At 72.8% G+C, this 25382-nt stretch carries 6 protein-coding genes; 5 read left to right on the forward strand and 1 reads right to left on the reverse strand.

The window, feature by feature from the left end; all coding sequences use genetic code 11:
- Nucleotides 1–3: 3 nt before the first annotated feature.
- A complete protein-coding gene (locus C6N31_RS35985) occupies nucleotides 4–22851 on the forward strand; it encodes a non-ribosomal peptide synthase/polyketide synthase (protein WP_198359097.1) in 22848 nt (7615 codons plus the stop codon).
- Nucleotides 22852–22917: 66 nt separating this feature from the next.
- On the opposite strand, the gene C6N31_RS35990 is transcribed toward C6N31_RS35985, so the two are convergent.
- On the reverse strand, nucleotides 22918–23787 hold the full coding sequence (locus tag C6N31_RS35990; RefSeq protein WP_244809715.1) for an ABC transporter substrate-binding protein: 870 nt from the start codon (nucleotides 23785–23787) through the stop codon (nucleotides 22918–22920).
- On the opposite strand from C6N31_RS35990, the gene C6N31_RS44540 reads away from it, so the two are divergent.
- The 4 genes from C6N31_RS44540 (at nucleotide 23780) to C6N31_RS46240 (ending at nucleotide 25347) form a co-directional block, all read left to right on the forward strand.
- Nucleotides 23780–23977 carry a hypothetical protein gene (locus C6N31_RS44540; protein WP_232486086.1) on the forward strand — a complete coding sequence of 66 codons (198 nt, stop codon included), beginning with the start codon at nucleotides 23780–23782 and terminating at the stop codon, nucleotides 23975–23977. The genes C6N31_RS35990 and C6N31_RS44540 overlap by 8 nt on opposite strands.
- Before the next feature lie 126 nt (nucleotides 23978–24103).
- A complete protein-coding gene (gene panD, locus C6N31_RS35995) occupies nucleotides 24104–24526 on the forward strand; it encodes an aspartate 1-decarboxylase (RefSeq protein ID WP_138351948.1) in 423 nt (140 codons plus the stop codon).
- Between the two features lie 32 nt (nucleotides 24527–24558).
- Nucleotides 24559–25167: a hypothetical protein gene (locus tag C6N31_RS36000; protein ID WP_198359098.1), complete on the forward strand. Its 609-nt coding sequence runs from the start codon at nucleotides 24559–24561 to the stop codon at nucleotides 25165–25167.
- A gap of 9 nt (nucleotides 25168–25176) precedes the next feature.
- The gene (locus C6N31_RS46240) at nucleotides 25177–25347 is read left to right on the forward strand and encodes a (2Fe-2S)-binding protein (RefSeq protein WP_198359099.1); all 171 of its coding nucleotides are present in this window, start codon (nucleotides 25177–25179) and stop codon (nucleotides 25345–25347) included.
- Nucleotides 25348–25382 lie beyond the last annotated feature (35 nt).

Here is a 25382-nt window from a genome sequence, read left to right on the forward strand (position 1 = left end):
AACATGACGGCGCCCACCACCATCACCACCGTCGCGGACCTGTTCATCGCCCAGGTGAGCCGCACACCGGAAGCCGTCGCCCTGGTGGCCGGGGACGTGCGCCTGACCTACCGGGAGCTCGGAGACCGCGTCCACCAGCTCGCGCACCGGCTGGGGGAGTTGGGCCTGCGGTCCGAGGAGGTCGTGGCGATCTCGACGCCGCGTTCGCCGGAGATGGTGGTCGGTGTGCTGGCGGTGATGGTCGCGGGCGGCGCCTTCGTCCCGGTCGATCCGGCCTGGCCGCAGGAGCGCCGCCGTCAGGTCCGCGCCGACGCGCAGGCCCGGTTGGTCATCGCCGCCCCCGGCGGGGAGTTGGACATCGAGGCGAACGCCCTGGTCGAGGTGGACCTCGGGGACTGGAGCCACGGCCACCACAGCACCGACGCGCCGCATCCGCCGATCCAGGGCCCCCAGCTCGCATACGTGATCTTCACCTCCGGTTCTACCGGGAAGCCGAAGGGCGCGATGATCCGCCATGAGGCGATCTGCGAACGGCTGTTGTGGCAGGTGGAGCACATCCTGGGCTTCGGCCCCGGTGACGCCTCTCTCTTCAAGGCGCCGCTGTCGTTCGACATCTCCGTCAACGAGATCCTGCTGCCGCTGGTCTGCGGCGGCTACGTCGTCGTGGCCGAGCCCGGCGGCGAACGCGACCCGCAGTACCTGCTCGACCTGATCGCCCGCGAGGGGGTCACCTTCGTCTACCTCGTCTCGTCCATGCTCGACGTTCTGCTGGAGATGGCACGCGGCACCTCGCTGCTCTCCGGCCTCAAGCACGTGTGGTGCGGCGGCGAGGTCCTCACTCCGGAACTGTTCGAACGGTTCCGCAGCCGGCTGGGCACTACGCTGTACCACGGGTACGGTCCGGCCGAGGCGACCATCGGTGTCTCGCACGTGATCTACCGGGACACCGCCGAGCGGATCGCCACCTCGATCGGCAGGCCCAACCCGCACACCCGCCTGTACGTCCTGGACGAGCAGTTGGAACAGCTGCCCGCCGGGGAGACCGGCGAACTGTACGCGGCCGGGTTCCTGCTCGGCCGCGGCTATGTGAACGCGCCGTCGCTGACCGGGTCGCGGTTCGTCGCAGACCCGTTCGAGGGCGACGGCAGCCGGATGTACCGCACCGGCGACCTGGCCCGCTGGAACACCGACGGCACCCTGGAGTTCGTCGGCCGGGCCGACAACCAGGTGAAGATCCGCGGCATGCGTCTGGAACTGGAGGAGGTCGAGGCCGCCCTCGCCGCGCACCCGTCCGTCCGGCAGGCCGCCGTCGTCGTCTTCACCAACGCCGCCGGGGCCAAGCAACTGGCGGGCTACGTCACCGTCGACGAACCCCTTGAGGCCGACGGCGGCAGCGCTGACGACAGGCTGCGCGTGTGGTGCGCCGGGCGGCTCCCCGAGTACATGGTGCCCGGCGTCCTGACCGTACTGGACAGGCTCCCGGTGACGGCCAACGGCAAGGTGGACCGGCAGGCTCTCCCAGCGCCCGCGGTGACCACCGCGCCCCGGACCAGGCCCGCGCGCACCCCCCTGGAAAGCACGCTCTGCTCCATCTTCGCCTCGGTTCTCGGCCTCGACCGGGTCGACGCGGAAGACGACTTCTTCGCCCTCGGCGGTGACAGCATCATCGCCATCTCCGCGGTGCGCCAGGCCCAGCGCGCCGGGCTCGTGCTGCGTGCCCGCGACCTCTTCACCGGGCGTACCCCGGCAGCGCTCGCCATGGTGGTGCGCCCCCTGGACACCGCCGCCGCGCCCACGGTGGCCGCCACCGGTCCAGTGCCGTCCACCCCGATCATCTGCTGGCTGCAGGAGGCCGGTCCGAGCCTGGACGGTTTCTTCCAGTCCATGACCGTGCGCACACCCGCCGCGCTCACCACCGGGCGGCTCGACGAGATCGTCACCGCGGTGCTGGACGTGCACGACGTGCTGCGCGCCCGCACCGAGGGCACCTCGCCTTGGACGCTGACCATCGCCCCAGCCGGGGCGCGGCCGGCCGCCGACGTGATCACCAGGGTGGACGCGGCCGGCCTGGACCAGGCGGCGTTGGCCTCGGCCGTCGAAGACGCCACCACCGCGGCCGCCGCCCGGCTCGACACCGCGGCCGGCCGGATGATCGAGCTGGTCTGGCTGGACGCGGGCCCGGACCGCCAGGGCCGTCTCGTCCTGGTGATCCACCATGTGGTCGTCGACGGCGTATCGCTGCGGGTGCTCCTCGAGGACCTGGCAGCGGCCTGGGACGCCGCGGTAGCGGGCCACGACGTGGCACTCCCGCCCGCCCCCACCTCGCTGCGGAAGTGGGCGACCCAGCTGACCGAGGCGACCCGGACGGGCGTCTTCGCCGCCGACGAGGACTACTGGCACCGTGTCGCCGCTGCGGCCGATCCGCTGCTGGGCGTACGCCCCCTCGACCCGCAGTGCGACGTGGTCGCGAACGAGGAGTCGCTGACCGTCGAGCTGTCCGCCGCAGTGACGGCCAGGCTGCTCGGCCCGGTCCCCGCCGCGATCCATGGCGGCGTCAACGACGCCCTGGTCGCCGCGGCGGCGCTCGCGCTGGGTCACTGGCGGGCGGCGGACTCCGCCGTACTCCTGGAGCTGGAGGGCCACGGCCGCGAGGAGGATGCCCCTGGGGACGCCGACCTGTCGCGCACCTTCGGCTGGTTCACCACGCTCTTCCCCGCCGTCCTCGACCCCGGATCCGCCCCCTGGGAACGGCTGCTGGCCGGCGGCGCGGAGCTCGGCGCGGCGGTGAAGGCCGTCAAGGAACAACTCCGCGAGGTGCCCCGGCGAGGGCTCAGCTACGGCGCGCTGCGCTACCTGGGCACCGCGCCCCGACCTGATCTGGCCGTGTCGCCCCAGGTGCTCTTCCACTACCTGGGCCGGTTCGAGGCCGACACCGACCGGCCGTGGACGGCCGTCGGCGGCAAGGAGGTCGTCGTCGAACGGCGCGACCCGAAGATGCCCCTGCCGCGGGCGCTCGAGATCAACGCGGTGGCGGTGGAGACGGCAGGCGGACCGGTACTGCAGACCCGGTTCAGCTGGCCGAACGGGATCCTGGACGCCGCCGAGGTGGGGCGGCTGGCCCGGCTGTGGACCGAACTGCTCGATGCCGTGGCGGGCAGCGACGCCGTCACCGGGCATACCCCGTCGGACTTTCCGCTGCTGGCCCTGGACGCCGCCGACGTCACCGCGCTCGAGGCCGCGGCGGGACCGGACGGCCTGCGCGAGGTGCTGCCGCTCAGCCCGCTGCAGACCGGCCTTTACTTCCACGCCACGTTCGCCCGCGACTCCGATCCGTACGTCGTCCAGCAGATCATCGAACTGGACGGGCCGCTCGACGCCGACCGGCTCAGGCTGGCCGCCGAACGCGTCCTCGACCGGCACCCGCACCTGGGTTCGGCGTTCCGGACGATCGGCGACGGCGAGGTGGTCGCCGTGACCGCCGGACGCACCAGGGTGCCGTGGCGCTTCGACGACCTCGGCTCCGACAACGTCGAGGAACGTCTCGACGAACTGGCCCGCGCGCAGCGTGAGGTGCCGTTCGACCTGACGGAACCGCCCGCGATGCGCTACGCGCTGGTGCGGCTCGGCCCGGACCGGCACATACTGATCCACACCGTGCACCACATCCTCGCCGACGGCTGGTCGGTGCCGCTGATGCTGCGCGAACTCCTCGGGCTGCACGCCGGAACCGAACTTCCCGCACCGGTCCCCTACGCGGACTTCCTGCGGACGCTCGCCGGAACCGGTACGGAGGACGCGGTCGAGGCCTGGGCCCGCTCCCTCGACGGTGTCACCGCGCCGACCCGGCTGGCAGGGACGCTCGCCGCGCCGTCGCGGCCGGGCACGGGCTTCGGCCGGGTCGGCGGCGAACTGCCCGCGGAGCTGAGCCGACGGCTGCGCGAGTACGCCGCCGGCCACGGGCTCACGCTCAGCGCGGTGCTCACCGGGGCGTGGGGCATCCTGCTCGGACGGCTCACCGGCTCCGCCGATGTCACCTTCGGACTGACCGTCTCGGGGCGCGGCGGCGACCTGCCGGGCCTGGACCGGATCATCGGCCTGCTGATCAACACGGTGCCGGTCCGGGTGCGTTGCGCCCCCACCGAACGTGTCACGGACGTGCTGCGGCAGTTCGCCGACGTCCAGTCGGGGCTGCTGGAGTACGAGCAGGTGCCGCTGGCCGAGCTGCAACGGCGTATCGGCGTGCCCGAACTCTTCGACACCCTCGTGGTCATCGAGAACTACCCGGCGCCCGACACCTCGGTGGGCGGGCTCACCGTGACCGCGCTGCGCACCGTGGAGGCCCCGCACTACCCGGTGACGCTGATGGCCAAGCCCGGCGAGCGGACCGAGGTCGTACTGACCCACGACCGGACGCTGATCGGCGCGCAGGCCGCAGCGGACCTGCTGGCCAGGTACGAGACCGTGCTCGCCGCGATCACCGAAGCCCCCGACCGGGCCTGTGGCGCACTCGAAACGGTCACCGGCGGGCAGCGGGAACTGGTCCTCGCGGCGGGCACCGGCGCGGTCCGGACGACCGTCGCGAGCGTGCCGGCGATGTTCGCCGACCGTGTCGCCGAGCACCCCACCCGTACGGCGGTGAGCTGCGGCGACTCCTTCCTGACCTACGGCGAGCTGGACGCCCGCGTGGACCGGGTGGCCCGCGCGCTGGTGGCCACCGGGGTACGGCGCGGCGACATCGTCGCGGTGTCGACCACACGCTCCACGGACCTGGCGGTGGCCCTGCTCGCGGTCATCCGCAGCGGCGCGGCCTATCTGCCGGTCGATCCCGGTTATCCGGCGTCCCGCGTCGAGTTCATGCTGGCCGACGCGCGGCCGGTCGCCGTCCTCACCGACGACGCCACCGCCCGTTCGCTGCCCCCGCACAGCCTGCCGACGCTCACCGTCCGGGCCGCCGCCGCAACCATCGCCACCACTGTTGAACTGCCCGTTCCTGACGGTTCCGAAGCGGTGTCCGTCGTCTACACCTCCGGCTCCACCGGGCGGCCCAAAGCCGTCGTCGGTACCCACGACGGGCTGGCCGGCCGGCTGGCCTGGGCACGGGAGCAGTGGTCGAACACCGGCCGTGACGTCCGGGTGGCCAAGAGTTCGCTGAGTTTCATCGACGGCACCACCGAACTGCTCGGCGGGCTGGTCGCCGGAGCCACCACGGTCATCGCCGACGACACCGTCGCCGCCGACGGCGCGGCGCTGGCCCGCCTCGTCGACCGGTGCGGCGCCACCCAACTGCTGGCCGTGCCGAGCCTGGCCTCGGCGCTGGCCGAGACCGCGCCGCAGCACCTGGCCGGGATCGGCCGCTGGATCCTCAGCGGCGAGGCCCTGGACGAGGTCTGCCTGCGGGCTCTGGCGCAGGCATCGCCCGACGCGGTGGTCGTCAACTCCTACGGTTCCGCCGAGGTCGCCGGGGACGTGCTGACCACCGAAGTGTCGCTGGACCGTCCGGTGGCCCTGGGCGCACCGGTGCCCGGCGTCCGCGTATACCTGCTCGACTCCGCGCTCGGCCTGGCCACTCCCGGCACGGTCGGCGAGATCTATGTCGGCGGCGCCCAGTTGGCCCGGGGCTACCTGGGCCAGGGCGCCGCCACCGCGGCCCGCTTCGTGGCCGATCCCTTCGGCTCGGGTGCCCGGCTCTACCGGACCGGCGACCTGGGGCGCTGGACGGTGGACGGAAAGGTGGAGTTCCTGGGCCGCGCCGACGACCAGGTGAAGATCAACGGCCACCGGGTCGAACCGGCCGAGGTCGAGGCCGCGTTGCGTCGCAGGTCCGGCGTGGCCGAGGCGGTCGCGGCCGTACGGCCCACCGCGGCGGGCGTTCCCACCCTGCACGGTTACGTGGTCGCCGTCGACGGCGAGCGGATCGAGGCGGGCGCGGTGCTGGCCGCGCTGCGCACCGAACTCCCGCCCTACCTGGTCCCGGCGACGGTGACCGTCCTCGACGAGTTGCCACTGCTGCCCAACGGCAAGCGCGACCGCGCCGCGCTGCCCGACCCCGCGCGGGCCCCCCGGCGCGCCGTCAGGACCGCGCCGCTCACCGCCCGGGCGGCGCTGCTGCGCGACCGGTTCGCCGAACTCCTCGGCATCGCCGAGTTCGACGTCGAGGACGACTTCTTCGCCCTGGGCGGCGACAGCATCACCGCGATCCGGGCGGTGAACCGGCTGTCCCGCGAGGGTGTCGACCTGACCACCGAGGAGCTGTTCCGGCTCCGCACCCCGGCCGCGATCGACGCCCGGCTGGGTGCCGCGCAGGATGTGGGCCCGGTGGTGCCGACGACCGTACGGCCTGCCGCGCTGACGCCCGACCAACTGGGCACCGTAACGCTCGACCAGGAGGAGATCGACCGGATCTGTGCCGCGGGACCGGTGCCCGTCGAAGACATCTGGGCGCTGTCCCCGCTGCAGGCCGGTGTCTACTACCAGGCGGTCTACTCCGACGGGGTCACCACCTACATCGCCCAGAACTCCTTCGACCTCGACCGCAGGATCGACGTCCCGGCGATGACCACGGCGTTCGAGGCGCTGCTCCAGCGGCATCCGACGCTCCGGGTCTCGTTCGCCGAGGTGTCGTCCGGCGTCGTGCAGGTCATCGGCTCCCGGGTGCCCGCGGAGGTGACCGTGGCCGACCTGTCGGCGGGCACGCTCGCAGGCCGGCAGGCCGAGCTGGACGAACTGATGCGGGCCGACCGGGAGTTGCCGTTCGACCTGGGCCGCCCGCCGCTCATGCGGCTGACGGTGGTGCGGCTGCCCGATGGGTGCGACCGGCTGCTGCTGACCTCTCACTTCCTGCTGTGGGACGGCTGGTCCCGCGAGCTGGTGCTGCGTGAGCTGTTCGCCCTGTACGGCTCCGGGGGCGCCCGTGGCGCGCTGGAGCCGCCGCGCTCGACGTTCCCCGACTATCTGGCGTGGGTCGCCGACCGCGACCGTACGGCCGCGGCCGACGCCTGGACGCGTGCGCTGTCCGGGCTGGCGGAGCCCACCATCCTGGTGCCGCAGGCGGCGGGACTCGAACCGATCCCGTCCGAGCGGGTCTTCGCGGTGCTGCCCGCCGAGCTGACCGCCCGGCTGGACGAGCACGCCCGCCGCGGCGGCGTCACCCTCAACTCGCTGCTCACCGCCGCGCTGGGCGTCCTGATCGGCTATGAGACCGGACGTACCGACGTCGTACTCGGCACCACCGTGACAGGACGGCCCACCGCGCTGCCCGGTATCGAGGACGTCATCGGCCTCTTCCTGAACACCGTCCCGGCCCGGATCACGCCGACGCCGTCGCAGACCGTCCTCGACCTGGCAGGCAGGGTCCAGGAGGACCGGCTGGAGCTGGCACCGCACGAGTACCTCGGGCTCGGCGACATCCAGCGCGCGGCCGGCCGCGACCAGCTCTTCGACTCCCTGTTCGTGCTGCAGAACTTCCTCGGCGACGCCACTTTCACCGAGCTGGAGCGGGAGCAGGGCATCACCGGGGTCGAGTACATCGACACCACGCACTACCCGTACACCTGGGTACTCACCCCCGGCGCCAACCTGCGGATCAAGCTGGAGTACCGGCCCGATGTGATCGCCGAGGCCGACGCGGACCGGCTGGTGCGCCGGCTGGTCCAGGTGCTCCGGCAGTTCGGCGACGGGCTGTCCACGCCGCTCGCCGCGCTGGACCTGTCGCTCGACGAGGAGCGGACCGCGCGGTTCGGGCAATGGGCGGCCGTCGCACAGCCGATCGGCGAGGAGAGCATCGCCGACCTGCTCGCCCAGCGCGCCACCGCCTGCCCGGACGAGACCGCCCTGGTCTTCGGGCCCACCCGGCTGACGTACGCCGAACTCGACGCCCAGGTCAACCGCTGCGCGCGGCTGCTGCTTTCGCGGGGCGCGGGACCCGGCGAGATCGTCGCGCTGGGCCTGCCGCGTTCCACCGACACCGTCGTGGCGCTGTTCGCGGTGCTGCGCACCGGCGCCGCCTACCTCCCGCTGGACCTCGACCACCCGGTGGACCGGCACGCCACCATGCTGGACGACGCCGCGCCGCGGCTGCTGCTGGCGTCCACCTCCGGCGTCGCACTCGCCGATCACCAGCGCGGGCTCGGCGGCGGCTGCCTGCTGCTCGACGACCCGGCGCTCCGCGCCGAACTGGACGGCCTGTCCGGCGCGCCCCTTGCCGACGTCGAACTGGGCGCCTTCGCACCGGGCGTCCCGGGCCGACTGGAGCACCCGGCCTATGTCATCTACACCTCGGGCTCGACCGGCCGCCCGAAGGGCGTTGTCACCCCGTACCGGGGCCTGACCAACATGCAGATCAACCACCGGGCCGAGATCTTCGAACCGGCGGTGGCCCGCGCCGCCGGGCAGGGCCGGTCGCGGCTGCGCATCGCGCACACCGTGTCGTTCGCCTTCGACATGTCCTGGGAGGAGTTGCTGTGGCTGGTCGAGGGCCACGAGGTGCACGTCTGTGACGAGGAGCTGCGCCGCGACGCCACCGCCCTGGTCGGCTACTGCCGTGACAACGGCATCGACGTGATCAATGTGACGCCGACCTACGCCCACCACCTCTTCGAGGAAGGCCTGCTCGACCCCGCAGGACATCCGCCGTGCCTGGTGCTGCTCGGCGGCGAGGCGGTCAGCGATGCCGTCTGGTCGCGGCTGAGCGAGCCCGGCGGAGCCGTCGGCTACAACCTCTACGGGCCGACCGAGTACACCATCAACACGCTCGGCGCGGGCACCCCCGACAGCGCGACCCCGACGGTGGGACGCCCCATCCTCAACACCCGCGCGCACATCCTCGACCCCTGGCTGCGGCCGGTCCCCGACGGCGTCGTGGGCGAGCTGTACATCGCGGGTGCCGGGCTGGCCCACGGCTATCTGCACGCGACCGGGCTGACCGCGTCCCGGTTCACGGCCGACCCGTTCACGCCGGGCGGGCGCATGTACCGTACCGGCGACCTGGTGCGCCGCCGTACGGACGGCAACATCGACTACCTGGGGCGGGCCGACGACCAGCTCAAGATCCGGGGCTACCGGGTCGAACCGGGCGAGATCGAGTCGGCGCTGACCGCACTTCCGCAGGTCCGGCAGGCGGCGGTCGTCGCCCGCACCGAGTCGACGGTGACCGGCCTGAAGCGGCTGATCGCCTACGTCATCCCGGCCGATCCGCAGGCCGACACCGGGCAGCTGATCTCCGGGCTGCGCGAGGCGCTGGCCGAGCGGCTCCCGGACTACATGGTCCCCGCGCTGTACGGCGTCGTCGGTGAACTCCCGCTGACCGTCAACGGCAAGCTGGACATCGCCGCGCTGCCCGAGCCCGTCACGGCCGGCGGCGGCAGCCACCGCGCGCCCCGTGACGAGCGCGAACGCATACTGGCCGGGATCTTCGCGGACGTACTGGCGTTGCCGGCGATCGGCATCGACGACGACTTCTTCGCCCTGGGCGGCGACAGCATCTCCTCCATCGCGGTATCGGGCCGGGCCCGCAAGGCCGGGCTGCATCTGACGCCGCGTGACATCTTCCGCCGCCGCAACGTGCAGGCGCTGGCCGCCGCGCTGCCGCAGGACCTCCGGCCGGTGAGCGCCGTCCGGGACATCGGGGCGGGGCCGGTCGCGCCGACCCCGATGCTCGCCGAGACGGTCGCGGCGGACACCCCGCTGAGCCACTTCTACCAGTCGATGCTGCTGCGCACCCCGGCCGGTCTGGACGCCGCGGGCCTGGTTCGAGTGCTGCGGGCGCTGCTCGACCGGCACGATCTGCTGCGGGCGCGGACCGAACACGGCGGCGGCAGCTGGTCGTTGGTTGTCCCGCCGGAACCGGTGGACGCAGCGGCTCTGCTGTCGGTGGCCGACACGGACGGCCCCGGTGACGACGTGGACGACGCCGCTGCAGCCGCCGCGGCCCGGCTGCGGCCCGACGACGGTGTCATGGTGCAGGCCGTCTGGTACCCCGCCGCCGATCCGGCAGGGCAGGGGCGGCTGCTGCTGGTCGTCCACCACCTCGTCGTGGACGGTGTCTCGTGGAGGATCATCGGTGACGACCTGGCCCGGGCCTGGACCGAGGTACGCGCGGGGCGTGAACCCGTCCTGGACGAGGTGCCAACCTCGTTCCGTACCTGGTCGCAGCTGGTCTCGGACGCCGCGGCGCAGGGCGTCTTCGCAGCGGAGGCCGGGCACTGGCAGGAGGTCCTCGCTGTGTCCGACCCGGTACTCGGCAGCCGCCCGGTGGACCCCGTGACCGACACCGCGGCCACCGTGCGGTCGCTGACCGTGTCGCTTCCCGCCGACGTCAGTACGGCCCTGCTGTCGCGGGTGCCCGCCGCGATGCACGGCGGCGTCAACGATGTGCTGCTCACCGGGTTCGCCGCCGCGCTGGGCCGCTGGCGCGGGGCGGGTTCAGCGGTGCTGCTGAGCCTGGAGGGCCACGGCCGGGACGGCGACGTCGTCGAGTCCGAGGCCGATCTGTCCCGTACGGTCGGCTGGTTCACCGCCATCCACCCGGTCGCCGTCGACCCCGGTCCGCTGGACTGGGACGAGGTCGTCGCGGGCGGACCCGCCCTGGCCCGTGCCGCCAAGGCGGTCAAGGAACAGCTGCGTGCGGTGCCCCGCCGCGGCCTGGGCTACGGCGTACTCCGCTATCTCACGGACCGGGCGGCCACCTCCTGGCCCGCGCCGCCGCAGATTCTCTTCAACTACTTGGGCCGGTTCGGCGCGGGTACCGACGCGGACTGGTCGGCGGCCGGGCCGCTGCGCGAAGGCGTCGCCCCGACCAACCCGGCGATGACCCTCGAGGTGAACGCCCTGGCGGAGGACGGGCCGGACGGGACCGTCCTCAGTGCCACGCTGTCCTGGCCGTCGGGCGTGTTCGACCGGACGGACCTGGCGGAGCTGGCCGACCTGTGGACGGCCGCTCTGACCGGCCTCACCCGCTGCGACCTGGCCGGGCACACCCCGTCGGACTTCCCGCTGGTCGAGCTGGCCCAGGACGACGTGGACCGGCTGGCCCCGGGCGTCCGGGACGTCCTGCCGCTGCTGCCGCTGCAGGAAGGCATGTACTTCCACGCCAGGATCGCCGACGCCGACGACGGCGCGGACACCTATCTGGTGCAGCAGATCGCCGAGCTGACCGGGCCGGTCGACCCGGCGGCGCTGCGGCAGGCGGTCACCGCGACGGTGCACCGCCATGATGCGCTGCGGGCCTGTTTCGCCGAGACGGGTGACGGCCGGGTCGTCCAGGTCCTCGCCGGGACCGTCGAGGTGCCCTGGCGCGAGCTGGACCTCGGCGGACTCGACCGGGACACCGCGCTGGACCGGCTTGCCGAGTTCAGCGCCGCCGAGCTGGCCGAACCCTTCGACCTAGAACGGCCGCCGCTGCTGCGCTACGCGCTCGTATCGCTGAGCGCGGACGAGCACCGGCTGGTCGAGACGATGCACCACATCCTCGCCGACGGCTGGTCCTACCCGCTGGTCTTCGGCGACATGATCGACTCCTACCGCGGCGGCCTCGCCGGCGGCGGGTTCGAGCTGCCCGCACCCGCGGTGACCTTCCGCGACCACGTCGAGGCGGTGGCGGGCCGCGACCGGGTCGCCACCCGCGAGGTGTGGCGGGCGGCGCTTTCCGGGGTCGGGGACACGACCCGGCTGATCGACGTCGAACCGGGACAGCGGGTGTCGCACCACGAGAACGTGGTGCGTCGGCTGTCGCCCGGGTCCACCTCCGCACTGGCGACCGCCGCCCGCGACCTGGGCGTGACACTGTCGACGGCGGTGCACGCCGCCTGGGGCCTGCTGCTCGGGCAGCTGCTCGGCCGCGAGAACGTCGTGTTCGGCTCGACCGTGTCGGGCCGGGGTGGAGAGCTGCCCGGCGTCGAGACCATCGTGGGCCTGCTCATCAACACCGTCCCGGTGCCGATGTCCTGGCACCCGGGGCAGTCGCTGGGCGAGGTCCTGACCGCGCTGCAGGAGCAGCAGACCGACCTGCTCGACGCGCAGCACATCGGCCTGGGCGAGCTGGCCAGGATGGCCGGGGTCCGGGAGTTCTTCGACACCATGGTGGTGGTCGAGAACTTCCCGTGGATGCCCGGCGGCGACACCCCCGGCACCCTCCAGGTCCGCGGTTTCACCGGCACCGACTCGCCGCACTACCCGGTGTCGCTGGTCGCGTTCCTCGGGGAGCAGTTGGCGCTGGAGCTCAAGTACGACGTGGAACTGGTCGGCCACGAACAGGCGGCAGCCTTCCTGGAGCGGGTCGAACTGTTGCTGGCCGCCTTCACCGCTGACCCGGCACGGCCGGTGTCCGCACTGGGCCTGCTCACCGAACGGGAGCGGGCCGTGGTCCAGGCCGTCCCGGCCGCCGACCCGGAACGGGTCGACGACACCGCCACGCTGGCACGGGCCTACGAGGACGCGCCATCACGTCCCGGGGCGACCGCCGTCGCCTTCGGTGAGGACCGGCTCAGCTACGCCGAGTTGGACGAGCGCGCCAACCGGCTGGCCCGCGAGCTGATCGCCCGGGGCATCGCGCCTGGATCGCGGGTGGCCGTGGCGCTGCCCCGCTCCACCGACCTGATCGTCGCGCTGCTCGCCGTCGTCAAGGCGGGCGGCTGCTACGTACCGCTGGACACCGACGCTCCGCCGAGCAGGCTCGGCTACATCCTGGACGACTCCGCGCCGCTGTGCGTGCTGACCGACCGCGCCACCTCGCCCGCCTTCTCCGGCAGCTCCGCGCCGGTACTGGCCCTGGACGAACCGGAGTTCGCCGCGTCGGTATCGCGGCGGCGCACGGACCCGCCGACCGACGCCGACCGGGCCGCGCCGCTGCTGGCCGACCACGCCGCGTACGTCATCTACACCTCGGGCTCGACCGGCCGCCCCAAGGGAGTGGTGGTCCCGCACCGCAGCGTGCTGTCGCTGTTCGCCGGGTCACGGAAGGTGTTCGACTTCAGTGAGGCCGACGTGTGGACGATGTTCCACTCGTCCGCCTTCGACTTCTCGGTGTGGGAGCTGTGGGGCGCGCTGCTGCACGGCGGCCGGCTGGTAGTCGTCGCGGGCGATGTCGCCCGCGACCCGCAGCGCTTCCACGAGCTGCTGCGGCGCGAGCGGGTGACCGTCCTCAACCAGACCCCGTCGGCCTTCTACCCGCTCACCGAGACCGACCGGACGGCACCCGACGGCCTGGCGCTGCGCTACGTCGTCTTCGGGGGCGAGGCACTGGACCCGCTTCGCCTGACGGACTGGCACCGCCGCCACCCGGGCGGCGCACCGCTCCTGGTGAACATGTACGGCATCACCGAGACCTGCGTGCATGTGTCGTTCCGGCCGCTCGGGCCCGGCGACGCCGCCAGCGTCATCGGCGGGCCGCTGCCGGGGCTGCGCGTGCACGTCCTGGACCACGCGCTGCGGCCGGTACCGCCCGGCGTCGCCGGTGAGATGTACGTCGCCGGCGACCAGCTCGCCGCCGGCTACCTGGACCGGCCGGGCCTGTCCGCGAGCCGGTTCGTGGCCGACCCGTTCTCCGGTACGCCAGGGGGCCGGATGTACCGCAGCGGCGACCTGGCCCGCTGGACGCCCGAAGGCGACCTGGTCTACCTGGGCAGGTCCGACAGGCAGGTGAAGATCCGGGGCTACCGGATCGAGCTGGGCGAGATCGAGTCGGCACTGCTCGCCGTCGAGGGCGTCGCCAATGCGGCGGTGACGGTCCGCGAGGACGAGCCGGGACGACGGCGCCTGGTGGCGTATCTGGTCGCCAGGTCCGGTTCCCAGATGGACGCCGACGAGGTCCGGGCCCGGCTGGGCGAGCAGCTGCCCGGCTATCTGGTCCCGCAGTCCTTCGTGACGCTCGACGCGCTGCCGCTGACCGTCAACGGCAAGCTCGACCGTGACGCACTGCCCGCACCCGCCGCCCGATCCTCGGCCGCTGCGCCGTCGGTGGCCGTCGCGCCCGCCGTCACCGCGCCGTCGGCCGTCGGCGCCCTCCAGGAGCTGTTCGCCGAGGTGCTGCGGCTCGACGAGGTCGGCCCCGGCGAGGACTTCTTCACCCTCGGCGGTGACAGCATCATCGCCATCCAGCTGGTCAACCTGGCGCGCCGCCGGTCGCTGCGGCTGTCGCCGCGCGAGGTGTTCGTACACCGGACCCCGGCGGCTCTCGCCGAGGTGATCGCACCGACCGCGGCGGCCCCGGCCGCCGCAATCGAAGAAGCCCCGTCCGATGGCATCGGCGAGGTCATGCTCATGCCGATCGTGCAGCGACTGGCCGAACTGGGCGGGACGATCAAGCGGCTCAACCAGGCCGAACTGCTCCGCACCCCGCCGTCCCTGACTCTGGATCAGCTGACTGCCATGCTCACCGCCCTGGTCGGCAGGCACGACGCGCTCAGGCTCCGGCTGCACCGCCCGTCGCCGCTGCTCTGGTCGCTGGAGGCCGTCGCGGAGACACCGGCGGACCTGGCGGAGGTGGTGGACGCCACCGGTCTCGACGACGACGCGTTCGCCGAACTGATCGCCGTGACGTCCGACGCCACCGCCGACCGACTGGACCCCGACACCGGGCAGATGCTGCGGGCCGTCCTGTTCGACCGGGGCGAGGAGCAGGGCAGACTGCTACTGGTGGCGCACCACCTGGTGACCGACGGGGTGTCCTGGCACATCCTCGTCGACGACCTGCGCCAGGCCTGGGAACAGCTGGCCGACGGGCGCACTCCGCGCCTCGACCCGGTCGGCACTTCGCTGCGGACCTACGCCCGCACGCTGACCGAGAACGCCGGGCAGGCGAACCGCCTCGGTGAGTTCGGCCATTGGACCGAGGTGCTGGCCCCCGGGGCCGACCTCGATCCCACGGCGCTCACCTTCGGGCTGACCGTGGGCGCCACCCGCGACCACGTACTGCGCCTCCCGGCCGAGGTCACCGCACCGCTGCTCACCTCGGTGCCGGCCGCCGCCGAGGCCGACGTCACCGAGACGCTGGTGGCGACGTTGCACCTGGCGGTGGCCCGGTGGCGTGCCGCCCGTGGCGGCGACGCGTCCGCGCCGCTCCTGCTCGACCTGGAACGGCACGGCCGTGAGCCGGTCGGTGACGACACCGATCTGTCGCGCACCGTCGGCTGGTTCACCGCCATCGCCCCGGTACGTCTGCCGGGCATCACCGGCGACCTGGCTCCGACGCTGCGGGACGTCCGTGACAGTCTGCGGGCGGCGCCCGACGGCGGGCTCGGCTACGGGCTGCTGCGCTACTGCAATCCGCGCACCGCGCCGGTGCTGGCCCGGCTCGGCACCCCCCAGCTCCTCTTCAACTACCTGGGCAGGTTCCCGGTGGGCGCCGAGCACGACTGGGCGAGCGCACCTGAGGCGCTGCGGACGGCCCCCGATCCGGACCTCGGCACGCCGTACCTGGTGGAGATCAACGCGGCCTGCCACGACACCCCGGACGGACCGGAACTGCACGCGGTCCTCACCTTCGCCGATGGCGGGATCCCCGCCGACGAGGTGGCCGCGCTCGCCGACGCCTGGGCGGAAGCGCTGCGCGAGTTCGCCGACACCGGGGGAGACGCGGCAGTACTGCCCGTCCTCGGCGGGCTCGCGCTGAGCCCTGCTGAGGTCACCGCCCTGGCTGATGCGGCCCCGGTGCCCGTGGAGGCGATCTGGCCGCTGTCGCCGCTCCAGGAGGGCCTGTTCTTCCAGGCCCGGCTGGCCGGCGACGCCGACGTGTACGTGGCGCAGAACGCTTTCGACTTCGCCGAACGCCTGGACGCCGACGCCCTGCGCCGGGCCTGCGCCGCCGTGCTGGAGCGGCACGCCGCGATGCGTCTCGGCTTCACCTCCGACCGGGTGGACCGCCCGGTCGCCCTGGTCGGCACGGACCTGACCGGACAGGTCGACGTGGTCGACCTGTCCGGCCTGAACGAGAAGTCCGCGGCGCGGCAGCTGGCGGAGGTGACGGCCGCGGACCGGCGCAGCCCCTTCGACCTGGCCCGGCCACCGCTGATGCGGCTGACCGTGGTGTCGCTCCCCGGCGGACGGGACCGGCTGCTGCTCACATACCACCTGCTGCTCTGGGACGGCTGGTCGCGCGAACTGGTCCTGCGCGAACTGTTCAGCGCTTATGCCCAGGCCCGTACCGGCGGGATCGCCGCCTACGAGACCCCGTCGGCGACCTTCGCCGACTACCTCAGCCATCTCTCGGAGCAGGACGCCGAGGGCTCGGCGCGGGCCTGGGGCGAACTGCTCGCCCCGCTGGAGGAACCGACCCTGCTCTTCCCTGCGGCGATGGGCACCGCGCCGGTCCTGGCCACGAGCCTGTCGTTCCAGCTGTCACCGGACGAGACGAACAGCGTTACCGGGTCGGCCCGGCGCAGCGGGGTGACGCTCAACGCGGTCCTCAGCACCGCGCTCGGCATCGTGCTGGCCCATGCCTGCGGCCGGAACCAGGCGGTCTTCGGCACGACCGTGGCCGGCCGCCCGACCGAACTCGACGGCATCGACACCGTCATCGGTGTCTTCCTCAACACGGTGCCCGCACTTGTCCGGCTGGACGCGAGCGAGCCCGCTCGCGATGTGATGCGCCGGGTCCAGGACGACCGGGTGGCGATGATGGCCCACGAGTACCTCGGCCTGGGCGACATCCAGCGCGCCGCGGGACGCGGGCAGCTCTTCGACAGCCTCTATGTGCTGCAGAACTTCCTCGACGACGACACCTTCACCGATCTGGAGGACGCCCACGGCATCGTCGGCGTGGACGCCGTCGACGCCACCCACTACCCGCTGACCTGGGTGGCGACACCCGGCAGGCAGTTGCGGATGCGGCTGGAGTTCCGCGACGACGTGGTACCCCGCGAGCAGGCGGAAGCGCTTCTTGCCCGGCTGAAGCAGGTCCTGCTGCGGCTGGCCGAGGACCCGTCGGCGGCCGTCGGTGACGTCCCGGTGATGACCGACGCCGAACTGCCCGCACTGACCCGGATGTGGGACGGCCCGCAGCGGTCCTTCGGCGAGGCGACCATCGCCGAGCTGATGGCCGGCCAGGCCGTCCGCACCCCGGACGTCCCGGCACTGACCTTCGGCGACGCCACCCTGACCTACGCCGAGTTGGATGCCCGCGTCAACCGGGTGGCCCGGTCGCTGCTGGCCCGCGGTGCCGGTCCCGAGCAGATCATCGCGCTGGCGGTACCCCGGTCCATCGACATGGTGGTGGCGCTGTTCGCCGTGCTGCGCACCGGTTCCGCGTATCTGCCGCTGGAGCTGGACAACCCTGACGAACGGCTGCTCGGGATGCTCGCCGACGCCACACCGGTTCTGCTGGTGACCACCGGACCGGTCGCGCCCCGGCTGGCCGCGCACCCGGTGCCGGTGCTGCTCCTGGACGCCCCGGGCGCACTGGCGGTGCGCGACGAGCCGCTCACCGACGAGGAGTTGGGGGCCTTCGCGCCCGGCGGTCCGGGACGGCTCGACCACCCGGCGTACGTGATCTACACCTCGGGTTCCACCGGCCGCCCCAAGGGCGTCGTGACGCCCTACCGCGGACTGACCAACATGCAGTTCAACCACCGCGAAGCGATCTTCGACCCGACGGTCACCGCCGCCGGAGAGCGGATCCTCACCATCGCGCACACCGTGTCGTTCTCCTTCGACATGTCCTGGGAGGAGCTGCTGTGGCTGGTCGAAGGGCACCATGTGCACATCTGCGACGAGCAGTTGCGCCGTGATGCCCGCGCCCTGGTGGCCTACTGCGACCGGCACCGCGTCGACGTGGTGAACGTGACCCCGACCTACGCCCAGCACCTCATCGACGAGGGCCTGCTCGACGGCGAGGAGTACGGCGGCCGGCCGGGTGCGCACCGTCCCGCCCTGGTGCTGCTCGGCGGCGAGGCGGTGCCGCAGACCCTGTGGTCGGCGCTGCGCGACACCGACGGCGTCCTCGGCTACAACCTGTACGGCCCGACCGAGTACACCATCAACACCCTGGGCGGCGGCACCACCGACAGCGACGCCACCACCGTGGGCAGCCCGATCTGGAACACCCGCGGCTACGTCCTGGACGGCTGGCTGCGGCCGGTGCCGCCGGGAGTGCCCGGCGAGCTGTACATCAGCGGCGCGGGCCTGGCCCGCGGCTACCTCGGCCGACCCGGACTCAGCGCGCAGCGGTTCGTCGCCGACCCGTATGTGCCCGGCGGGCGGATGTACCGCACCGGCGACCTGGTACGGGCCAGGTCCGACGGCAACCTGGACTTCCTCGGCCGCACCGACGACCAGGTGAAGATCCGCGGTTACCGGGTCGAGCTGGGCGAGGTCGAGAACGCGGTCGCGGGCCTGCCGGGTGTGCACCAGTGCGCCGTACTGGCGACCCCCGACGCCTCCGGCGGGCGGCGCCTCGCGGCCTTCCTCGTTCCCGACGCCGCCTTCGACCCCGACGCTCTCGCCGCCACCGTGCAGCGTGAACTGCGCACGCTGCTGCCCGGCTACATGGTGCCCACCGCGTACGCCGTGGTGGACGGCCTGCCGCTGACCGTCAACGGCAAACTCGACGTGGCAGCACTGCCCCGGCCGGTCCCGGTCACCACCGTGTCCCGCCCCCCGGCGAACGACGCCGAGCGGGTCCTGTGCGGGCTCTTCGCCGACGTGCTCGGCGTCGGGACGGTGGGCGTCGAGGACGACTTCTTCGACTCCGGCGGACACTCCCTGATCGCGATGCGGCTGCTCGGCGCGATCCGTGCCGAACTGGGTACCGACCTGTCGCTGCGGGACCTGTTCGACACCCGGACCCCGCTGCGGCTCGCCGAGCGGATCGCGGCCGCGCGGCCCGGCCGCGAACCGGCCGCCCTGGTGGCGGGGGTCCGGCCGGAACACCCGCCGCTGTCTGCCGCGCAGCAGCGGCTCTGGCTGCTGCAGCAGTTGGAGCCGGGCTCCACCGCGTACAACTACCCGCTGCTGGTACGGCTGCGCGGGGCGGTCGACGTCCCGGCGCTGCGCGCCGCGCTGGCCGACGTCGTCGCCCGCCACGAGATCCTGCGCACGCTGTACACGGTCGTCGACGACGAGCCGGTGCAGCGGATCACCGACCCGGCGCCCGTCCCGGTGACCGTGGTCGGCGGCCCGGCCGCACGGACGGCGGCCCTGGTCGCCGAAGCGGTGGCGCTGCCCTTCGACCTGTCGGCGGATCTTCCGCTGCGGGCACTCGTCCTGCAGGAGCACGACACCGGCGACACCGTACTGACCCTGGTGCTGCACCACATCGCGATGGACGAGTGGTCCGACCGGCCGCTCCTCGACGACCTGGACACCGCCTACACGGCCCGCGCCGCCGGCCACCCGCCGCACTGGGAGCCACTGCCGGTGCAGTACGCCGACTACGCCCGCTGGCAGGCCGACCTGCTCGGCGATCCCACCGACCCGGACAGCAGGCACGCCTCCGAACGGGCCTACTGGCAGCGGCAGTTGCACGGCCTGCCCGAGGAGATGGCACTGCCCGCCGACCGGCCGCTGCGCGGCTCGCGCGGCGAGGGCCTGGTCACCCTGGAGCTCCCGGCCCAGCTGATCGACCCGCTGCGGGACCTCGCCCGCTCCCGGTCGGCCAGCCTCTTCATGGCGCTGCACGCCGCGCTGGCCGCCCTGCTGTCGCGGCTGGGCGCCGGCGATGACGTGGTGATCGGCGCGCCGACCTCGGGCCGGGCCGACCCGGCGCTGCACGACCTGGTCGGATTCTTCGTCAACACCGTGGTGCTGCGCGCCGATCTGTCCGGATCGCCGACGTTCACCGAGCTGCTCGGCAGGGTCCGGGAGACCGACCTGGCCGCGTTCGAACAGGCAACCCTGCCGTTCCAGCAGGTCGTCGAGGCACTGAACCCGGCCCGGGTACCGGGCAGGAACCCGCTGTTCCAGGTGATGCTGGGCTTCCTGCACCAGCCGAACGGCGACGGCGGTGTCCGGAGGGTGCTCGGGCTGCCGACCGGCGACGCCCCGGACTTCCTGGCCGATCCCAAGGTGGACCTGAACTTCACCTTCGTCGACGCGGGCCCGTCCGCGTCGGTCGGGCTGACGCTGGAGTTCGACGCCGCCCGTTTCGACGCGCGCACCGCGGACCGCCTGGTCCGGCGTCTCTCGGTGCTGCTGGGCGACCTCGTCGCCCGGCCGGACCGGCGGGTGGACGCCGCCGAAGTCCGCTGCGCCGACGACCTGGCCGACCTCGCCGACTGGCAGCCCGGCGGCCCGCCGGCGGCCGACGGACCTCCCTGGCACGCACTGCTGGCAGAACACGCCCGGCTGACACCCGACGCCGACGCCTGTGTCTTCGACGGCCGGACGGCCTCCTACCGTTCACTCGACCGGGCCGCCGACGCCTTCGCCGCCATGTTCGCGGGGCACGCCTCGGCCGCCGACCGGGGCCAGGACCGTCTCATCGGGGTCGCGCTGCCGCGCTCACGACGCCTGCCGGCCGTCCTGGCGGGCGTGGCCCGCGCGGGAGCGGCATACGTGCCGCTGGACCCGGCCTTCCCGCAGGACCGGCTGCGCCACATGGTGGACGACGCCCGCCCCGCGCTGCTGGTGGTCGACGCCCGCACCCGGGCGCTGTTCCCTGACCCGCCCGAGGGCACGCACATCCTGGACCTGGACGCGGACGACTTCGGCCAGGCGGTCGACGCCCTCCTCGACGGCGGCACACCGTTCCGGACCGACCCCGCCCCGCACCGCCCGGCCGACCCGGACTCGGCGGCGTACGTCATCTACACCTCCGGTTCCACCGGACGTCCCAAGGGCGTGACCGTGACCCGGCGGAACGTGGACGTCTTCCTGTCCGCGATTCCCACCGCGGCACCCCTCACGGCCGGGGACCGGCTGCTCGCGGTGACGACCCTGTCGTTCGACATCGCCGTACTGGAACTGATGGCCCCGCTGCGCGCGGGGGCCTGCGTGGTCCTGGCCTCCGAGCAGGAGGTCCGTGACCCGCTGCTGCTGGCGGGGCTGCTCCGCGCCGAGCGGATCACCCATCTGCAGGCGACGCCGTCGCTGTGGGGAGCGCTCACCGAGACGGCCGAGGCCGACCTGACCGGCGTGCACGCGCTCGTCGGCGGTGAGGCGCTGCCGGTGCCGCTGGCACGTGAACTGGTCCGGCGGGCGCGTACGGTGACCAATCTCTACGGCCCCACCGAGGCGACCGTATGGGTCACCTCGGCACCGGTCGATGAGGCCTGGTGCGAGGGGCCGCACATCGGACGCCCGCTGCCCGGCACCACCGTCCGGGTCCTGGACGCGGCGCTGCGCCCGGTGCCGCCGGGCATCGTGGGGGAGCTGTACGTCGCCGGGCCGCAGGTCGTCCGCGGCTATCGGGGACGGCCCGCGCTCGCCGCGGAACGGTTCGTCGCCGACCCGTGGGGCGGTCCGGGCACCCGGATGTACCGCACCGGCGACCTGGCCCGCTGGAACTCCGGCGGCGGGCTGGAGTTCCTCGGCCGCGGCGACCACCAGGTCAAGGTCCGGGGCTTCCGGATCGAGTTGGGCGAGATCGAGTCCGTCATGGCGGCGCATCCGGGCGTGGCGCGCGCGGCGGCCGTGGCCCGTACCGACGGGCAGGGCAACGGGCGGGTCCTCGCCTACCTGACCACGGCCGACGGCACCCCTGACGTGCCCCGGACGCTCGCGGCACACCTCGCCACTCAGCTGCCCTCGTACATGATCCCCGCGGCGACGACCGTACTGGACGAGCTTCCGCTCACCCCCAACGGCAAGGTGGACCGGGCGGCACTGCCCGAGGTCGACTTCGCGGACCTGACGTCGCACACCGGACCGCGCTCGCGTACCGAGGCCGCCGTCTGCCAGGCCGCCGCCTCGGTGCTGGGTGTCGAGTCGGTCGGGGTGGACGACGACTTCTTCGTCCTCGGCGGCCATTCGCTGCTGCTGGTCCGGCTGGCCGCCGCGCTGCGCCGCGAGTTCGGGGTGGAGCTGCCGGTCGCGGAGCTGTTCGCGCTGCCGACTCCGGCGGCGCTGGCCCGCAGGCTCAGCGGCGCGGCCGCCCCGGTGGGCGACGCACTGGCGCCGCTTCTGCCGCTGCGCACCGGGGGCGACCGGGCGCCGCTGTTCTGCCTGCCCCCGGCCAGCGGTCTGAGCTGGCAGTTCGCCGGGCTGAAGCGTCACCTGCCGGACGGGATACCGCTGTACGGCCTGCAGTCGCCGCGGCTCAGCCGCACCGACGATCTGCCCACCACTTTCGGGGAGTTGGCGGCCGAGTACGCCGAGCTGATCGGTCGGACCGCCCCGGCCGGCCCCGTCCGGCTGCTGGGCTGGTCGTTCGGCGGAGCGGTGGCCCACGCGGTGGCGACGCTGCTGACCGCCGCGGGCCGGGAGGTGTCCTTCCTGGGCATGCTCGACTCGCGGGCCAGGGTCCCGGCATCGCAGGACGCGACGGAGGAGGACGGGACGCAGCGGTACGACGCGGCGTGGGACGGTCCGGCGGCCGTGGTCCGGCTGCTCACCGAGCTGGGGTACCCGGTCCCGGCGGAGCAGGCGGCCTCGATGTCCGTGGCGGACGCGGTGGTGCTGCTGCGCCACTCCGGTGGCGAGGTGTCGATGCTGGCGGACGGGCAGATCGCCCGGGTGGTCGAGAACTACCTGGAGAGCGACCACCTGGCCGAGCACGCGGAGTTCGGGGTCTTCCCCGGCGACGCGGTGTTCGTCGACGCCACCGTCGCGGAGCCCGGCTTCCACGGCACGGCGTCGGAGCAGTGGGCCGCGCACATCGGTGGGGCCCTGCGGGTGCACGCCGTCGCGTGCGGGCACTCGGAACTGCTCGACGCCCGGACGCTCGACATCCTCGGGCCGCTGGTCGAGGGCTACTTGGCCGAGTGAGCCTGGGAAACGCCCGAGGGCGGCACCGGCGGAATCCGCCGGTGCCGCCCTCGGGCGTCCACTGCGTCAGGACTGGTTGGACAGGTCGGCCACCTTGGTGTCGGTCTTGCCGTCGACCGCGTTGGCCAACTGCGGGACCAGTACGTCCAGCGCGTACAACAGGGCGTTGGGGCCGCTGTAGGACAGCGCGCCCGCCAGCGGGGTGTCGAAGCTGGTGTAGAGCGTACGGTCGCTCGTGACGACGTTCAGGCGGGCGAAGACCGGCGAGGCCAGCATCGCCGGCTTGGTCGCGCCGACAACGACCAGCACGTCCTTGTCGATCAGGTCGAGCCGCTCCTCGCTGAGGTCTTCCTTGACGGTCTGCGTGGCGAAACCGAGCTCGTCGAAGAGGACCCGGCGCGGGTCGTGGGCCGGAGCGATCCAGTGCTGGCCCTTGTCGGGGCCGTAGTCCATGGCGAGCACCTTGCCGGCGAACTCGGGATGGGCCTTCTTCGCGGCGGCGATCTTCGATTCGACCTTGTCGACCAGTGCCTGGGCCTCGGCGCTCTTGCCCAGCGCCTGGCCGGTCGTCAGCGTCTGCACGTTCCAGGGGGTCTTCTCGTCGAGGTATGCGCTGGACTGGACGACGGTCGGCGCGATCGCCGAGAGCTTCCGGTAGCTCTCCTTGGTGACCGTCTCGTTGATCGCGAGGATCACATCGGGACGTTGCTTGGCGATGGCCTCGAAGTTCAGCTCGGCGGAGAAGGTGGGCAGCTTCGTGCCGCCCAACTCCTTCTTGACCCAGGGGTAGGTCGGGTACTGCGTGAACCACTCGCGGGTACTGACCGGCACCACGCCCAGTGCCAGCGCGAAGTCCTGGTCGTCCCAGCCCACGGTGACCACCCGCTTCGGCTTGCTCGGGATGGCCGTGGAGCCGAACTTGTGCTTGATGGTCACGGGAAAGGCCGAGCCGGACGACGCCGCGGCGGCGGGTGCCGTGGTGTCCTCGGACGACGAGCACGCCGACAGCAAGGCGGCGCCGACCACGAAGGCCGTTATCGTCGCGGCGAACCGCGAACGCAACCGTGTTCTGGGAGAGATGCGGATCGAACTGGGGCGAGCCATCGTGCTCCTTTCCACCCGGTGACGTCTGGCACATTCACGCGGGCTCTGGCGGGGGTTCCAAAATTTAACTTAGGTTAGCATTACCTAAATCCGCTCGGGCTCCGGTCCGCGCGGCCGACTCGTCATTTCGTCATACGGAGGGCATGACATGCAGCGCACTCTGCTGGGCGGCAAGATCCACCGGGCCACCGTCACCCAGGCCGACCTGCACTACGTGGGTTCGATCACCATCGACAAGAACCTGTTGGAGGCCGCCGATCTCCTGGAGGGCGAACAGGTCCACGTCGTCGACATCACCAACGGAGCCCGGCTCACCACTTACGCCATCGAGGGACCCGCAGGTTCCGGCGTCATCGGCATCAATGGCGCTGCGGCTCATCTGGTCCAGCCGGGCGATCTGGTCATCATCATGTCGTTCCAGCAGGTGGAGGAGAGCGAAGCCCGCCGCCACCAGTCGCACGTCGTCCATGTCGACCAGGACAACCGCATCGTGGACCTCGGCACCGACCCGGCCGCCCCCGTCCCCGGCGCGGCCGACCAGCTCTCCGGCGCCCTTGTCGAGACACACTGACCCGCCCCTCCGGCAGGACAGGCAGTCCAGCGATGGAACCGATGGAACCGGCCCGGCTCGGCCAGATCATCGCCGAAGTCTCCGAACTCGGTGACCACTTCCACCTCTTCACCGCCCACGACGGCCCCGGCTGGCGGTCGCTGAGCGAACTGCTCAGCGACCGCGACGCCCTCGAAGCACGCATCCTCGCCACCGCAGATGCCTACCGGACCACCGAGCTGCGCGTCGCGGCGTCCAGCGTCTACCAGGACCTGGCAGCTCGCCTGTGGTTCCCTGTCCTCGGCGCGGCCGTCCTGCACCGCACCGTCCTGGACTGGACGCCGACCCGGCTGTCCTGGCGGGCCTCGGCCGCCGGCCCGCTCCCACTCCGCCTGTCCGAGCCCAGGGGCATGGAGACCAACTGCCCTGAGGCCACAGCCGAACCGCTCTACCGGGCGATGGCCCGAATCCTGCAGCCGCTGGCCGACCTCACCCGCGCAGTCGTCAAGGTCTCCCCGCGGCTGCTCTGGGGCAACGCCGCCTCGTCACTGACCGGCGTCGTCGGCGTCATCGCCCACGAACGGCCGTCCCACGCACGCGAAGCGATCGCCCTGGGCGACCGGCTCCTCGGCCTCGGCCACCTCCGGGGCACCGGCCACTAGGCGGAACCTGTGGCCGGGCACCCGTTCTTCACCAGAACCACCTGCTGCCTCAACTACCGCATCCCCGATGCGGGCAACTGTGACGACTGCGTCCTGCTCGCTCCCGGGAGCCGTCAGGAGCGATGGCTCGAAGCTGTGCGAGCCGAGCGTGCGGCCCCGGACGCTCACCTTCGGCTGTGACGCGGATGGGTTATACCGTTCCTCTGAGTCGGGTC

The sequence above is a fragment of the Streptomyces fildesensis genome, from assembly GCF_016107395.1.
GTDB classification, from domain to species: Bacteria; Actinomycetota; Actinomycetes; order Streptomycetales; family Streptomycetaceae; genus Actinacidiphila; species Actinacidiphila fildesensis.